This window comes from Sorangium sp. So ce131 (assembly GCF_051519095.1).
GTDB lineage: Bacteria > Myxococcota_A > Polyangia > Polyangiales > Polyangiaceae > Sorangium.
In genome coordinates, this window is the sequence record NZ_CP150455.1 from 320,644 (window position 1) to 335,656 (window position 15,013).

Annotated in this window: 14 protein-coding genes; 7 read left to right on the plus strand and 7 right to left on the minus strand. The window is 68.9% G+C overall.

Features of this window, described 5'->3' with window-relative positions:
* The first annotated feature begins 400 nt into the window (after window positions 1–400).
* The gene (locus WMF43_RS01260; RefSeq protein WP_437676837.1) at window positions 401–802 is read left to right on the plus strand and encodes a DUF488 domain-containing protein; all 402 of its coding nucleotides are present in this window, start codon (window positions 401–403) and stop codon (window positions 800–802) included.
* A 173-nt stretch (window positions 803–975) separates the two neighbouring features.
* Here the strand turns inward: WMF43_RS01260 and WMF43_RS01265 are convergent, their stop codons facing one another.
* Window positions 976–1,389: a winged helix-turn-helix transcriptional regulator gene (locus WMF43_RS01265; RefSeq protein WP_437676839.1), complete on the minus strand. Its 414-nt coding sequence runs from the start codon at window positions 1,387–1,389 to the stop codon at window positions 976–978.
* A 283-nt stretch (window positions 1,390–1,672) separates the two neighbouring features.
* Between WMF43_RS01265 and gstA the strand changes: the two genes are divergently transcribed.
* A complete protein-coding gene (gene gstA, locus WMF43_RS01270) occupies window positions 1,673–2,293 on the plus strand; it encodes a glutathione transferase GstA (RefSeq protein ID WP_437676841.1) in 621 nt (206 codons plus the stop codon).
* Window positions 2,294–2,365: 72 nt separating this feature from the next.
* Here the strand turns inward: gstA and WMF43_RS01275 are convergent, their stop codons facing one another.
* Both WMF43_RS01275 and WMF43_RS01280 read right to left on the minus strand, forming a co-directional pair.
* Window positions 2,366–3,391, minus strand: a complete 1,026-nt coding sequence (locus WMF43_RS01275; RefSeq protein ID WP_437676843.1) for an aldo/keto reductase — start codon at window positions 3,389–3,391, stop codon at window positions 2,366–2,368.
* A gap of 179 nt (window positions 3,392–3,570) precedes the next feature.
* Complete coding sequence (locus WMF43_RS01280; protein WP_437676845.1) at window positions 3,571–4,407, minus strand: SDR family NAD(P)-dependent oxidoreductase; 837 nt, start codon at window positions 4,405–4,407, stop codon at window positions 3,571–3,573.
* 200 nt (window positions 4,408–4,607) lie between these two features.
* On the opposite strand from WMF43_RS01280, the gene WMF43_RS01285 reads away from it, so the two are divergent.
* Window positions 4,608–6,017, plus strand: a complete 1,410-nt coding sequence (locus tag WMF43_RS01285; RefSeq protein WP_437676846.1) for a PLP-dependent aminotransferase family protein — start codon at window positions 4,608–4,610, stop codon at window positions 6,015–6,017.
* A gap of 60 nt (window positions 6,018–6,077) precedes the next feature.
* Here WMF43_RS01285 and WMF43_RS01290 read toward each other — a convergent pair whose 3' ends face one another.
* From WMF43_RS01290 to WMF43_RS01300, 3 genes are all read right to left on the minus strand, one after another.
* Window positions 6,078–7,070: an aldo/keto reductase gene (locus tag WMF43_RS01290; protein WP_437676848.1), complete on the minus strand. Its 993-nt coding sequence runs from the start codon at window positions 7,068–7,070 to the stop codon at window positions 6,078–6,080.
* Between the two features lie 150 nt (window positions 7,071–7,220).
* Window positions 7,221–8,399 (minus strand): alpha/beta hydrolase, encoded by a 1,179-nt coding sequence (locus WMF43_RS01295; RefSeq protein WP_437676850.1) that lies wholly within the window; start codon window positions 8,397–8,399, stop codon window positions 7,221–7,223.
* Window positions 8,400–8,691: 292 nt separating this feature from the next.
* Complete coding sequence (locus tag WMF43_RS01300; RefSeq protein WP_437676852.1) at window positions 8,692–9,981, minus strand: extracellular catalytic domain type 1 short-chain-length polyhydroxyalkanoate depolymerase; 1,290 nt, start codon at window positions 9,979–9,981, stop codon at window positions 8,692–8,694.
* A gap of 97 nt (window positions 9,982–10,078) precedes the next feature.
* On the opposite strand from WMF43_RS01300, the gene WMF43_RS01305 reads away from it, so the two are divergent.
* The 3 genes from WMF43_RS01305 (at window position 10,079) to WMF43_RS01315 (ending at window position 12,244) form a co-directional block, all read left to right on the plus strand.
* Window positions 10,079–10,285, plus strand: coding sequence for a hypothetical protein (locus WMF43_RS01305; RefSeq protein ID WP_437676854.1), 207 nt, complete (start codon window positions 10,079–10,081; stop codon window positions 10,283–10,285).
* A gap of 27 nt (window positions 10,286–10,312) precedes the next feature.
* Complete coding sequence (locus WMF43_RS01310) at window positions 10,313–11,149, plus strand: AraC family ligand binding domain-containing protein (protein ID WP_437676856.1); 837 nt, start codon at window positions 10,313–10,315, stop codon at window positions 11,147–11,149.
* A 255-nt stretch (window positions 11,150–11,404) separates the two neighbouring features.
* Window positions 11,405–12,244, plus strand: a complete 840-nt coding sequence (locus tag WMF43_RS01315) for a family 16 glycosylhydrolase (protein WP_437676858.1) — start codon at window positions 11,405–11,407, stop codon at window positions 12,242–12,244.
* Between the two features lie 70 nt (window positions 12,245–12,314).
* On the opposite strand, the gene WMF43_RS01320 is transcribed toward WMF43_RS01315, so the two are convergent.
* A complete protein-coding gene (locus tag WMF43_RS01320; protein WP_437676859.1) occupies window positions 12,315–13,625 on the minus strand; it encodes a cytochrome P450 in 1,311 nt (436 codons plus the stop codon).
* A 417-nt stretch (window positions 13,626–14,042) separates the two neighbouring features.
* Here WMF43_RS01320 and WMF43_RS01325 point away from each other — a divergent pair, with 417 nt between their 5' ends.
* Window positions 14,043–14,738 (plus strand): hypothetical protein, encoded by a 696-nt coding sequence (locus WMF43_RS01325; protein ID WP_437676861.1) that lies wholly within the window; start codon window positions 14,043–14,045, stop codon window positions 14,736–14,738.
* The last annotated feature ends 275 nt before the right edge of the window (window positions 14,739–15,013 follow it).

Consider the following 15,013-nt stretch of genomic DNA (forward strand, 5'->3'; position numbering starts at 1 on the left):
AGACCTCCGGGCAGCCGGATCCCTCACGAGCGTGGGGTCCGGGCGCTTGGTAAGGAGCCACGTCGTGTTCGACTGCGCTTCAGATATGTGTACTATGCATATAGTCGCCCCTCCCGGAGCGTCAAGGAGATTCGTGCAAAATACACAGATCACAAAAAGAAGCTCCGCGAGCTCCACGGAGCCATGGTCGATCCGATGCGCTCATGAAGTGGCTCGGTGACGCCGGTGCCGAGGCTCGTGCGCGGACCGCTCTGCGCGGCCGGGGCACTCGCCTCCGAGGGGGGCGCGAGCGGCGCGCCGTCGCGCTCCAAGCCCACGGCTACCGCAGCGCCGGCCCCCGGCTTCGGCTCCACCCCCATCCTCTTGATGCCGATCCCCGGCCGGTGATCCAGGGTTCGGCATGCACATCAAGACCAAGCGGTGGAACGACCCAGCCGAGCCCGATGACGGCACGCGGATCCTCGTCTGTCGCTATCGCCCGCGCGGCGTCCGCAAGGAGGATGAGACCTGGCAGGAGTGGTGGAAGGACCTCGGCCCCACCGCCGAGCTCCACGCCGCGTTCTATGGCAAGCACGGGCCGCCGCTCACCTGGGGCGAGTACCGGCGGCGCTACCTCGCGGAGATGCGGGCCCAGAAGGAGCGGATCGCCGAGCTCGCGCGGCGCGTGCAGGGCGGCGAGGTGATGACGCTGCTCTGCTCCTCGGCCTGCGTGGATCCGGAGCACTGCCACCGCACGATGCTCGCCCGCCTGATCACCGAGGCCGCCGAGAAGCCGAAGGCGCAGCCGCGGCGCAAGGCGTGACCGGGACAGAATCTTGCGTCCAGGAGGCCTGGGCGGGCGGGGCCGATGGTCCGGGGGGGCGGCGTCGCCGCGGCGGCGGCCGCGAGGTCGGGCCGCGCGACGCCGGGCGAAGGCCTACCTTCGGTTCTGACGCGGGCGCCGGCCGAGCGGGTGCGGGGGGGCCGGCCCCGCTCTCAGGCGGCGTGGCTTCGCGCCGGGGCGGCCGCGCGCTTGCGCGGGCGTGCCCCGGGCCCCGGCAAGGCGTGAGGCCCGCGGACGTTGAGCTTTGTGCCGACCTCGGCGATGGCGCGGAGCGCGGGCACCAGCTCTTGGCCGAGTGGGGTGAGCTCGTACTCGACCGAGGGCGGCGAGGTGGGCATGACGCGGCGGCTGACCACGCCCCTGGCCTCGAGCTCGCGCAGGCGCGCGCTCAGCACCCGCGCCGAGATCTGCGGGATGTCGACGCGCAGCTCGCCGAACCGGCGCGGCTGCCCGCTGAGCGACCAGATGACGTTCGGCGCCCAGGCTCCGCGCAAGAGCGCCATGCACAGCGTCAGCGGGCAGAGGGGCGGCGGGGGGACGCGATTTTTTCGGACCGGCAGTGCCATGGGTAACCTCGAAGATACCCCTTTTTCAGGTATCTAGCACCCAGCGAGTATCCAAGAGTAACTTCGCGCGCTAGCTTGCTGGTCTCGATGGCGCCGGCCCTGAGCGATCGGGGCTGGCGCGCCGCGGCCCTCGCCGAAGCGACGGGCTTCGTCGGGGCGCGCTGAGGCTTCGCCGATCTCCGCGCCCGTCAGCCCCTCGCCGCCCCGAACGCCCGGGGTCGCGTCGCCGGGGCGGGGGCGTTCGGGTATCTCATCAACACCACATGATTCGAGGGATGCTTCTATGAAACTGTATTTCTTCCCCGGTGCCTGCTCTCTGTCTCCGCACGTCGTCGCCCGTGAGGTCGGCATCGAGCTGACGCTCGACAAGGTCGACCTCGCGTCCAAGAAGACGTCGTCGGGCCGCGATTTTTCGGCCATCAACCCGAAGGGGTACGTCCCCGCGCTCGAGCTCGACGGCGGCGAGGTCTTGACCGAGGGGCCGGCCATCGTTCAGTACCTGGCCGACCAGAAGCCCGAAGCGAAGCTCGTGCCGCCGCCGGGCACGATGGCTCGCTACCGCGTGCAAGAGATGCTCGGGTACATCAACTCTGAGCTGCACAAGACCTACGGCCCGCTCTTCAAACCGAAGACCTCGCCCGAGCAGCGGCAGGAGAGCGAGGAGTACCTGCGCAAGCGCTACGGCGTGATCGAGGCGGCGCTCGCGAAGGGGCCCTACCTGTTCGGCGAGCAGTTCACCGTGGCCGACGCCTACCTTTTCACGGTCACCAACTGGTCGAATTTCGTCAAGCTCGACCTGTCGAACTTCCCCAATTTGCTCGCGTACCAGCGGCGGGTGGCCGCGCGCCCCGCGGTGCAGGGGGCGCTGCGGGCCGAGGGGCTTCCGGTCGAGGGCGGCAAGTAAGGGGGGCGCGGCGCGCGCCGCCCCCGGCGGGGGGGGCGCGCGCCGCGAGCGCTCAGGGATGACGATCGATGTTCACCAGCGCTTCTGGACGTTCGCGATGAACTTGTAGGGATACCCGAGCTCGAACGCGCTCGCGTCGTCGAGCCGCTGCACCTCTTCGGCCGAGAGCTTCACGTCGGCGGCCTTGAGGTTGTCGTCGAGCTGCTCGAGCGAGCGCGCGCCGAAGATGACCGACGTGACCGTCGGCTTGGCGAGCAGCCAGGCGAGGGAGACGGCCGCGGGCGTCGTCTGCTTCTCCTTCGCGATCGCGTTCACCGCGTCGAGCGTCCGCCAGCCGCGGTCGTTGTCGAAATCGGCGAAGTTCTGCTTCCATTTCTCGAGGCGCACGCCTGGAGGCGGCGGCTGGTCCTTCACGTACTTCCCGGACAGGAAGCCGGAGGCGAGCGGCGACCACGGGAGGACGCCGATGCCGAATTGCTTGCACACCGGGATGTGCTCGCGCTCGAGGTCGCGCACGAGCAGGCTGTATTGCATCTGCAGCGCGACGAACCGATGGAGGTGCTCGGTCTTCGAGATCCACTGGCTGTCGGTGAGGCGGTACGCCGCGTAGTTGCTCGCGCCCAGGTAGAGGACCTTGCCCGCCCTCACGAGATCGTCGAGCGCGCGCAGGGTCTCCTCCTCCGGCGTGTCGATGTCTTGCATGTGGATCTGATAGAGATCGATGCGATCCGTCCCGAGGCGCCGCAGGCTGTCTTCCACCGTCCGGACGATGCGATAGCGGGACGCGCCGGTGGAGTTCGGCCCTTCGCCCATGCGGAAGCGGAACTTGGTGGCGAGCACCACGCGATCGCGGCTCTTGGTCTCCGCCATCCACGCGCCCACGACGCGCTCGGACAGCCCGTCCTGGCCGTAGACGTCGGCGGTGTCGATGAAGCCCACGCCTCGCTCGAGCGCCCGGCTCATGATCGCAAACGACGTCTTCTCATCACAGCCGACGTTGTGCATGAACGACTTTTCGTTCGCTTCCCCGAAGGTCATTGCGCCGAGGCAGAGCACGGGGACCTTGAGCCCGCTGGTTCCTAGCGACCGGTACTCCATGGTGAGTTGTCTCCTCTGGTGGTTGGCCGGCGAGTATAGCGCAGGGCCACACGGCGTCGACGCACGCGTCGGTGCGCCCGGCCTCTGTGCCCCCGAGACCGCGGGTACACCGCCGAGCCGAGGAGAAGGAGGCGAGCGACCGCGGCGCGCCTCGGCTCGGCAACAGCTGTGTCGTCGGGTTACAACCAGGAAATGAGCCGGCGATGCTGCACGAGCTCGCCGTAGGGGAGCGGCGGCTCGGCGGGCTGCGTGCAGATCCAGAGGACGTTCTTTGCGGCCTCCTCAGGCGACTGCGCCGCCGACATGTCGTCGAACCACGGGCGCGACGCGTCGGTGTCCACGAGCCCGGGGCAGAGGGCGGCGATGAGCAGCCCGCGCCGCGCCGCCTCGTCCTGTCGCTGCCGCGCATAGACCTTCATCGAGGCGACCTGCGCGATCTTGGACGGGACGTTGATCCACGAGGGCCAGTGCTGGGCCTCTGCCTCGCCGCGCTCGACCAGCGCGACGTACTCGTCCATGACGCGCTCGATGTCCTCGAGCGATCGCGTCGCGGGGTCGAAGTGGTGGTGGAGCCGCGGGTCCAGGTTGCGCAGGGAGCCGAAGGCGCTGGCGACCACGAGCAGCTGTCCGCCGTCGCGCAGCAGGGGGCCGAAGGCGCGGATCATCCGGTAGGTGCCATGGTTGTTCGTGTCGATGAAGGTGCGGACCTGGGCCGCCTGCGGCCGATCTTTCACCATGCGCGCGGCCGCGTTCGAGATCACGATGTCGATCCCGCCGTGCTGGCGCGCCACGGTCTCCGCCAGGGCCTCGACGCTGGCGTCGTCGGTCACGTCCAGCCGGGCCAGCGACGGCTCGAGGCCTTGCGCGCGCAGGGTCGCCACGGCCGCCTCGCCGCGCGCTGGATCACGCGCCGCGAGGTAGACGGCGCTGCCCGCCGGCAGATCCTGGCAAAGACGCGCGACCATGGCGTAGCCGAGGCCCTGGTTCGCGCCGGTGACAAGTGCAATTTTCGACATCGATCCCTCCTCGATCCATGTGCTCGTGAAGCGTGCGGCGCCTCAGTATGACCCAGGTTCCTCCGGAGGTGCAGGGGCTCCGGCCGTCACGCGCGCGTGGGAAGGTGTTGGTCGTGCCGTCGTCCGCCGTTCACATGCGCACGTGAACGGGTTCACATGCGCACGTGAACGGTGCCGAGAAAAGGACTATCCTCGGTTCCGTGTTCGGCATCGTGCTCGATCGCGCCTCGCGGCGCTCGCTGGCGCTCCAGCTCGCGGATGGGCTGCGAAAGGCGGTCGTCGCCGGCGAGCTCGCGCCCGGCGCCAGGTTGCCGCCCTCGCGCCAGCTGGCAGCGGAGCTGGGGATCTCCCGGCGGCTGGTGACGGACGCCTACGAGCAGCTCACCGGAGAGGGCTATTTCGAGACCCGCGCGGGCCACGGGACCTACGCCGCCGCGCTGCCGGCGCGGGCGCCGCGCGCCAGCGTCTCGGGGGCGGCGCCTCCCCCGTGGCGCCGGGCCACCATCCACGTCGACTTCACCCCCGGGATCCCCGATCTCGCCAGCTTTCCACGGCAAACGTGGCGCCGCGCCGCCGACGACGCGATCTCGCTGGCGCAGGCCGCCGACCTCTCCTACGGCCCGCCGCTCGGCGATGTTCGCCTGCGCCAGGCCATCTCCGACTATCTGTACCGGTTCCGCGGGCTGGCCGCCGATCCAGAGCAGATCTGCATCACCTCCGGCACCTCGCATTCCCTGTCGCTGCTCTCGCGCCTCCTCCCCGCCACGACCCTCTTCTGCGAGGAGCCCGGGCTCACCTTCGCCCGCGACGTCTTCGCCTCGGCCGGGTTCCGCTGCCGCCCGGTGCACGTCGACGACGCCGGCGCGTTCCCGTCCGGCCTGGGCGAGGTGCCCCGCGGCGCGCTCTTTTACCTGACGCCCTCCCACCAGTTCCCGACCGGCGCGCTCCTGCCGCTCAAGCGGCGGGTGAAGTTCCTGGAGCTCTGCGCCCCGGCGGAAGGGCTGGTGCTCGAGGACGATTACGACTCCGAGTTCCGCTTCCGCGGCAGCCCGGTCCCGCCGCTCGCCTCGCTCGACGCCGAGCGCGTCGTCTACCTGGGGACCTTCTCGAAGTGCCTGGCGCCCTTCGTGCGGGTCGGATACCTCATCGCCCCACCGCACCTCGTCGGCCCGATCGCGGACCTGGTGCGGCGCACCAACCTCCGGGGATCCATCCCGCACCAGCGGACGCTGGCCCACTTCATCGAGGAGGGCCATCTCGAGCGCCATATCTTTGCCATGAAGCGGCGCTACCGCGCCCGGATGGAAGCCATCCTCGCCTTCCTGGCGACCCGGTACGGAGATGAGGCCCGCACCGGCGGCAGCGAGACCGGGTTTCACCTGCACGTGCGTTTTGCCGACCGGCGCTTCGGCCCGACCTTCACGGACGCCTGCAGCGGGGAGGGGCTGCGGATCTCGACCGAGGACGAGTTCCGGGCCGAGCCGCCCCGCGAGGGCAACGCGCTGGTGATCGGCTACGGCAACGTGGCGGACGAGAAGCTCGACGAGGGGCTCGAGCTGCTTGGGACCCTCATCGAGCGGAACGCGGACCGCGCGCTCCGCTCGCCCTGAGCCCTTCGCCTCCGCGCCTCGGGCGCCATGATCGGGACGGGCGGAGTCGAGGGGCGGGCTCTACAGGTTACGATCCTCGTAGGCCACCAGCTCTGACACCTGGCGCGCCTGCTCGGGGGTGAGCGGGCGCTTCTCCATGGCCCGCGCGTTCTCCACGGCCTGGGCCGCGTTCTTGAAGCCGGGGATCGGGATGGTGTTCGGGCTCTTGGCCCAGATCCACGCCAGCGCGCCCTGAACCAGGGTGCGGCCGTCGCTGGTCAGGATCTCGCGGGCGGCCTCCAGGCGGCGGACGTAGTTGGGGTTCACCTTGCCGTCCTTGAACCAGCTGATCCACGCGACGTTGCTGGTCCGCACGTCGCCGTGGGGCAAGGTCTCGCCCTTCGTGTACCGGCCCGAGAGCATGCCCATCGCCAGCGGGCTCCGGCACAGGAGCGCCAGCCCCTTGCCCTCGCCGTAGGCGATCAGCCGGTCGTTCCCCTCGAACACGTTGAGCAGGATCTGGGCTGCGCCGCAGCGCGGACCGCGGGCGAAGGCCTCGACAGAGGCCTTCACGTCGGTGCTCCAGCCGTACGTGCGGATCTTCCCCTCCTTCACGAGCTGCTCGAGCACCTCCACCACCTCGCCGGCTCTCTCGGGCGGGTGCTCCCAGATGTGGAGCTGGTAGAGGTCGATCCGATCGGTCCCCAGCCGTCGCAGGCTCCCCTCCACGGCGCGCCGGATGTACGCCGGGCTGGCGTCGGTCTTGCCCAGGTTGGCGTGTTTCTCCTCGTCGAAGAGGTGACCGAACTTGGTGGCAATGGTGACGCGGTCGCGGATCCCCTGGATGGCCTTGCCGACCAGGACCTCGCTGTGCCCCGACCCGTACACGTCGGCGGTGTCGAGCAGCGTGACGCCGGCGTCGATGCCGGCGCGGATGGCCCGGATCGACTCCGCGTCGTCGGTCCCGTGCCACTCCCAGCTCGCACCCGGGTCGTTCCACTTCCCCGCGATGGCCCAGCACCCAAGGCCCAGCGCGCTCGTCTCGATGCCCGCTCTCTCCCATCGTCGCTTCATGGCGTCCTCCTCGTGGACCGACTGTGTCCAGGCCCAGGTATGAGGCCAGAGGCGCGCGGGGACGAGGACCACCGCTGCTGCTGCGGCGTGGACCACCGGCCTTCCCCCCCCACAGCCAGCGGGGCCCAGCATGGGCTGGACCACCCTGCGTCAATCGGCCGGATAGCCCCGCCACATCCAGCGCAGCGTGTCGGGGAGCGTCTGCCTGATCACTTTCCCGTCGCAGTGGCTGGCGCCCTTCGAGTAGACGAAGCGGTAATGATACCCCTTCTCCTTGAGGATCGCCGCCACGCGCTGGTTCGCCATCACCCAGTTGTGGTGGCTGGCTTCATCTCTGGTGCTGCCGAGGTCGTTGTCGCCGACCTGCAGGAAGATGCGCAGCGGCTTGCGCGAATTGTCCCGGATGAGCCCCTCCGTGTACTCCCAGGCGCCGTCGGGATACTCGGCCTCGGTGGGCGCGCGGGGGTTCTGCTGGTCGACGAACGTGCCGGAGTAGGTGACGATCTTGCGGTAGGTGTCGTGCCCGAACCAGCCCATGGTCAGCGCCGCCGCCCCGCCCGAGCTGCATCCGTACGTGGCGCGGCCGTCCGGGTTGCTCGTGAACTTCAGGTTCGGGTACGCGGCGTGGACGGCTCGGTCGTTCTTGACCGCCTCAAGGAGCTCCGTATCGACGAACCTCTGGTAGGCGTCCGACATGGTGTCGTATTCGAGCCCGCGCTCGCTGCCGTACGAGTCGCCCCCTCCGCTCGCGGCGAAGATGGCGATGACGCTCGGGAAGCGGTTGTTCGGGTCCGCGACGAGGTTGTTGATCGTGTTGATGATCTCGTCCCTGTCGCGCGCGTCCTGGACGACCATGAACGGCGCGTCCGCGCCGTCGACGTACGTCGCGGGGATCGCGACCTCCACGCGACGGTTGAAATCTCCTTTGGCGTTGTCGTTCAAGGTCGGATCGTGGCCGGTGAAGATCTCGCTCTCCCGGGACGACAGGAAGAACGTGAACGTCCGCCCCTGGGGAACGCCGTCGATCCTCTTGATCTCCGGGGCGTCCTGGTAGTCAGGCCCGATCTCGAAATCGCCGTCGCCTTCGGTGCCGACCGGATCGACCGTCCCGCCCTGTCCTCCCCCGCCGTTCGGGTCCGGGTCGTCCGTGCCGCCCGCGCCCGAGGTGCTGCCGCTGCTGCTCGAAGAGCTGCTGCTGCTGCTCGAAGAGCTGCTGCTTCCTTTTCCTCCGCTGCCGCCCGAGCCGTCGGCGGCGTCGTCGTCCGACCCGCAACCAGCGATTGAAAACGCGACAAGGAGCGAGATACTGCATGTGATCGAGCGGGTCATGGATCCTCCTGTCATCGATGCGCAGGGCAAGAAGCTCGGTGAGTCGGCGGCGCAGCTGCGGCTGCGCTGACATGCGAGGTGGGCGCTACAGCGGCGGCGCCCACCTCGTTCCCCCGACCGGCCGTGGCAGCGGGCGCTCGCGAGCGAGGTCACCTCGAGCGTACGCTGAGCTCAGGCGCGCCGCGCCAGCTGCCGCAGCCACCCCTCGAGCAGCCGCGAGCGGCGGCCGAGCGCGGCCCCCCGTTCCGCCAGCGTGGCGCGCGCGACGGCATGGAACGGCGGGGGCACGTGATCAAATCCCCACCGCCGTCCTTCGACGACGACGGATCAAGGTCGACGCTGCAGCTGCCAGAGCAACCAGGGAGGTCCCGATGGACCCGCCCGAACCGGCCCTGCCGACCGCGCACGATCCGGAATCAGCGCCGCCCGTCGGGCCGCCCGTCGTGACGGCGCCACCTGTTCCACCGCTCCCGCCGCTCCCGCCGCTCCCGCCTGTGGTGCCGCTCGCCCCCGTGCTCCCAGCGGTGCCGCCGCCCGTGCCACCCGGCCCCTGTCCGCCACCCCCACCGTCTCCACCGGCTCCGCCTGCGCCTCCGCTCCCCCCCGCACCGCCGCTGCACTGCTCTATCTCGGGATCGACCGGCCCGGTCTTGTCGAGACCCAGAAAGGGGATGACGTACTCAGCGGGGAACAACGCGTCGGACGGGCCGTGATCGCCGCCAATCGAGGTGAACGCATCGAGGACCACGTAACCGCACTCGTTCTCCCAGCGCTGCCGCGTCGCATCGTGGTTGCCGAGCCGGACTCCCATGTCGGTCGACGTCGGGCTCGCGCTCACGCCGAGTACATTGGTCCATTGCTTGACGGCCTCCGTGTGGTTCGGGTACCTGATGATGCTGTCGGCATCGCCGTGGAAGAGCTGCAGCCGCGGGCGATGTCCCGTGTACCCCGGGGCCAGCGTACGGGCGATGTCCCCCCACTCTTGCGCTGTGTGGGTCACCGAGCCGCCCGCGCACGCTCCGCTATATCCGCCGTTGTTGCCTGATTCGTTGGCTGCGCGGCACCCGGCCGGCATGCCCGCGAACGCGGCGCCTGCCTTGAAGACGTCCGGGTAGAGGGCGAGCAGGAGCTCGGTCATCATGCCGCCGGACGAATCTCCCGTCGCATAGACGCGATCCGCGTTGCCTCCGTACGTGTCGAGCGCGTACTTCACCATCTGCCTGATGGCGTGACTGTCGCCACCGCCTTCGCGCGTGCGCGTCTTGTCCGACACGACGTCCCAGCATCTTCCGCTGCTGGGGACGACCATGATGAAGCCATGCTCGTCCGCCGCGTCGACGATGCCCCCGCCCCGCGCCTGACCAAAGACCGCGCTGGCGGTCCCGCCGCAGTAGTGCACCAGAGTCAGAATCGGAGGATTCGACGCCACGTGGTCCGGGACATAGACGTGCATGCTCACGTCACCAGGCAGACCGCTCGCTCCCCAGTCGTTGACCAGCTGCAACGTCGCCGCTCGCGCGGACGGGACCGACCCCAGCATGGCTGCCAGCAAGGCGCCCCAGGCAGTCCAGTTTCGGCTCATGATGGAGTTCTCTCCTGTGTGTGAATTTGCCCTCTCGAGCCAAGCAAGGCTGCGGCGCCGCAAGAAGGTGCCGTTCGGAGCCATTGTGAACGTTCACATGGACAACGTCAATCCCAATCGGCCGACCCGCGGTGTCCTCCAGCCCGAGGGAGAAGAGGCCCTCGAGCCGGCGAACCTCGAGCGCCCGAAGGTGGTCCACAACGAGTCCACGAGCGGCCAAGCCGTGCTCCTTGGTTACCCCGAACAATTACAGTGCGTCTGCACGAAGCGCGAGCCGCAGCGCTTCAGCGCAGTGCTTCCCTGACCAGGCTGCGTTATCCTTGGACTTACCGTGAAGCTGCTGTGGCAGTCGTTCCCCATGCCCGAAGGTCGACGCGCCCAGGCCTGGCGATATCATCCCGCCTACAGGCGACCGGCCCATTTTCACGACGAACCGGAGTTCAATCTCGTCGTCCGGGGAGCTGCCATCTTCCGCGTGGGGCATCGTCGCGTTCTGACGGGACGCGGATCGCTGCTTTGGTACCCGCCCGGGCTGGACCACTATCTCGAAGACGCCAGCCCAGACCTCGAGCTCCATGTGGTAGGGTTCCGTCCCGAGCTGATCGACGCGTTCGCGCGTGAGCACGGCTGCGCGCCGAGCTTCGCTCGGCCTCAGCAGCGCCTTGACGGGGCCGCCTTGTTGGCTTGTGCAGACGCTGTGGCCCAGGTACCCAACAGCCGCGACAACCCGGCTGTCGAAGGACGGCTGCTCGATTTGTTCGCAGCGCTGGCCCAGATGACACCTCCTCCGCAGATGAGCCTTGGCCACCGGGCTGCGGCCCTGCTGGCCGAGGCGCCGAGCCTCCGCCGCGACGAGCTGACCCGACGCCTGACCAGCAACCGCGGCGATGTCAGCCGCAAATTTCGCCGCGACCAGGGCCTGTCTTTGACGGAGTACAAGAACCGGCTGCAAACGCTGAAGCTCCTCGAGCTGCTCGAGCAGGGCTGCAGCCACTTGACTCACGCGGCGCTCGAAGCGGGGTTCGGCAGCTACTCGCGCTGTCACCAGGTGTTCAGGGCGTTGCTGGGCATGGCGCCCAGCGCGCTCCTCGACCCGGGCACCCGGAGACGACTCGCCGACAGGTTGGAGCCGCTGAGCGCACAGCACGGTTGCCGAGATCCCGGGTAGCTCGCGCATCCAGGCCCATCGTCTCCGGCACCTCTGCTCCGCGAATCGGCGTTCAGGCCGCGGAAACGCACAAAACTTGATGCTCGCCGTGCGGCGGCTGACTAGTCGATCGGCATGCGAAGTCGATCAGCCCTCGCCTTGCTCGCGCTCCTGGCTTTTCCGGGATGCTCCAACGGTTCGCCGGATCCGGACTCCTCCGCCTCCGCCGGGGGAGCTCCCCCCAGCACGGCGACGGGTGGGGATGCAGCCGGCCCCATGACCGGTGGCCATGGCGGCATGCCGCCAGAGGCATCTGCGACCGGTGGCGCAGGTGGTACGGGCGGCGCAGGTATGGGCGGCGCAAGCTCCGGTGGGACGGGCGGCGCAGCTGCAGGCGGCACGGGTGGCGCCGCTGGAGGTGGCGCTCAGGATGGCAGCTTCGAGCTCGCCTGGGAAGATCCGTTCGACACCGTCGATCTCACTCGATGGCAGCTGATGACCCACAGCTGGGACGGCAATCTCGCGCAGTTTGCCGGGGAAAATGCTGCGGTCAGCGACGGCGTCCTGCATCTTTCGCTGACGGCAGCCAACGATACCAGCAAGCCCTTCCGCGGCGTGGAAATGCGCTCTCGCGAGACGCTGACCTACGGAAAAATAGAGGCGTCGGCTCGGTTTGCGCAGGGCTCCGCGGTCGTCTCTTCTCTGGTGCTCATTTACACCCCATGGCCCCCCGACGACTGGAACGAGCTCGACATCGAGTTCTTGGGCAAAGACGCCGATCGCATCCAGTTCAACCACATGGTGAACATCCCGCCCGCTGATCCAGCCACCGGCCACCTCCAGTTCCCCGAGCTCGTTACCTTGGGCTTCAACCCCGCAGCGGGCTTTCACACCTATGCCATCGAATGGGTGCCCGGTGAGGCGCGCTTCTACGTCGACGGAGCGCTCATGCACACTGCCACCGAGGAAATGGGACGCATGGTCCTCCCTCAGAACATCCTCTTGACGATCTGGGCTTCTGGGGCGCCAGACTGGGCGGGCCCCGTCGACGACAGCACCGCCCCCACGCGCGCCGAGTACGACTGGCTCCGCGTCTACCGCTACGTCGGCCCGTAGGTGCTTCGTGGGTTCCGAGCTCATGGAGAGGGACGTCGGCGCAAGTCAGTAGGGTTCGCCGCGGCAGGGATCAACGGACGATCACGCGCACCGGAGAGCCGGGCATACCCTGCAGCCCCACCCGCACCGGCTTCCTGGACACGAGCTCGAAGCTGTGGCGCCGCAGCAGCGTGCCCAGGACCAGCTTCATCTCGTACAGCGCAAAGGCGGCCCCGATGCAGCGCCGATTCCCGCCGCCAAACGGCAGGAATTCGAAGGGGGAATAGGTTCGCTCCAGGAATCGCTCGGGACGAAACACCTCCGGCTCCGGAAACACCGCGGGATCGTGGTGGGCCCAGATGATTTGTGCGAACACGCCTGCTCCGGCCGGCAGATCGTAGCCCGCGATCTTCATCGGCGCATTCAGCTTGCGTCCCACCCCCGGGCTGGGCGGGCGCAGGCGCAGCGTCTCGTTGCACACCGCTTCCAGGTACGGCGCCTTGGCCAGCGCCTCGGGCTCGGGATCCGCGCCCAGCGCCGTCAGCTCGTCCTGCAGCCGGCGCAACACGGCGGGCGCGTGTCCGAGAAAATAGAGCACCCAGGTGAGCGCGCCCGCGGTCGTGCTGTGCCCCGCGAAGAGCAGCGTGTGCAGCTGCTCGAAGATCTGCTGGTCGCTCAGCGCCGTCCCGTCTTCCTGGCGGGCTTCCAGGAGCAGGCTCAGGATATCGGTGCGCTCGACGGGCTCGGCGCGGCGGCGGGCGATCTCCGGATCGAGGAAGCTGCGCAGGTCGCGGGTCGCGCGCTGCCTGCGCGCCCACGGGCCGAAGCCCCGGAACTCCCGGCGCAGCCAGGGAATCATCAGGGTGATGTTCAGGCCGAAGGAGAAGCTCTTGCGCAGCTCCTCGAGCAGCTTCTCGAGGCGCGCCGCTTCCGCCGGTGCAGTGACCCCGAACACGAGGTGGATGATCGTCTGCAGCGAGATCGTGTTCATGAGATCCTGCGCCACCAGCTGCTGGCCCGGCTTGAGGTCCCGGGAGTGCTGCAGGGCCAGGTCGCAGATCTGCTTCCCATACAGGCGCATGCGCTGCCCGTGAAACGGCGGCATGAGCAGCTTGCGCATGGCCGTGTGCCGCGCGCCCGAGAGCGCGAACAGCGACGACTCTCCCATCGCCGCGGTGAAGCTCTCGCCCAGCATCTGGTCAAGGTTCTCCGGCGGCACCGCGAACACGGAGCGCAGCCCCTCCACGCTGCCGGTGGCCAGCACCGGTTTGCCGTTCATCTTCGGGGCCGACATCGGATCGCCGTAGCGCTTCCGCAAGCGCAGCGTGAAGCCGATCGGGTCGAGGATCCCCTGCAAGTTCACCAGGATGTTGTTGGTGGGGCCTTTGGGCAACGTGGTCATGGGGCGCGTTCCTTCGATTGTAATGCCATCTTAGCTCTATAGATTGGCATCGCTGTAGGGGGATAGGACATCCAAACGGCTTCACAGGTGTCAAGTATTTTGGCGCTGGGTCGTGACGTGGCAGACGGCGGCAGGGCCGGACAGCAACCCGCGTCCGCGCGCCACCCGGGAGCCTGGCGCCCCGGCTCGGCGGCGGCCTTGCCTCGGCTCCGCCTCGGCCTCCTCGACGTCGCCGAGGAGGCGCAGCGCGTGCGACCGCAGGAGAGCCCCGGCGCGTGTTCTCGACCAGGCATGTGGGTGAGGGTGGTGCTGGACCGCCGGAAGGCGCTTGGACGCGCCGCCCTCGTACCCTGTGCCCTCGTTCCGCGACAGCGTTCGTCGCGCGTTCGAGGGGCGACCGGCGTTAAGGTCGTGCTCATGACGTCCACCGTGACCCGCAACACCGGCTCCACCATCAAGTACGTCGTCATCATGGCGGTGCTCGCCGGCCTCTCGTTCCTCTGTTTCCGCGAGATGATCGATCGCTCCGGTCTGCTGTGGCTGCTCTGCCTCGTCGGCGGCCTCGGGTTCGCGGTCTTCGCGTTCGGGGCGCTCCTCGTCGCCAGGGACCAGGCCGGCACCGCGACGTGCCCGCGCTGCCAGGCGACGCTCGCGGAGATCGAGCTCAACCACACCGAGGACCCGGCGTTCTGCGACAAGTGCCAGGCCGCGTACCTCGTCGACAAGCGCGTCCTCACCGTGCTCGCCGGCGACTACGTCCACCCGAAGCCGGGCTTTCCGGTGCCGGTGACGAGCGAGGCGATCCGCTGGCCGGAAGGCTGCTGCGTGTGCGCGCGGCCGGCGACTCGCGGCATCGAGGTGAAGGCGCACGACGGCCAGACCGGGACCAACGTGGCCGTCGCCGCGGCCGGGCTCGCGCTCGGGGGCATCGCGGTGCGCACCGGCGGCGGCACGAGCTACACGCTGCACATCCCGCACTGCGCCGAGCACGACGACGGCGCGACGCTCGAGACCAAGATGGGCAACGAGCCGCCGCTGCAGATCCGCTTTCGCTCGTACGCCTACCAGCGCCGCTTCCTCGAGCTGAATCCGAAGCCGGCGAAGGCCGCGTAGATCCGCCTCAGCCCCTCACGTTCGCGCATGTCTCGTGCGCGCGCGGCGAGCGCGGGCTCGTCTCGAATCGTAAAAATGCAATGCAGTGCGAACGGCGGGATGCCGCATCGTTCCACGCTTCGAACGCGGCCGTTCCAGAGCGCCGCCTGGCGCTGCTCCGGGTAGCGCGGCATACTCAGGACGTGATTCTTGAGCGGGCGGATTTCGTACGCCCGCCTCCGGGCCTGCCGCTCCGGCTGTTCCTTCACCGGTCTCGGCCCGGTGCCCCCATGGGT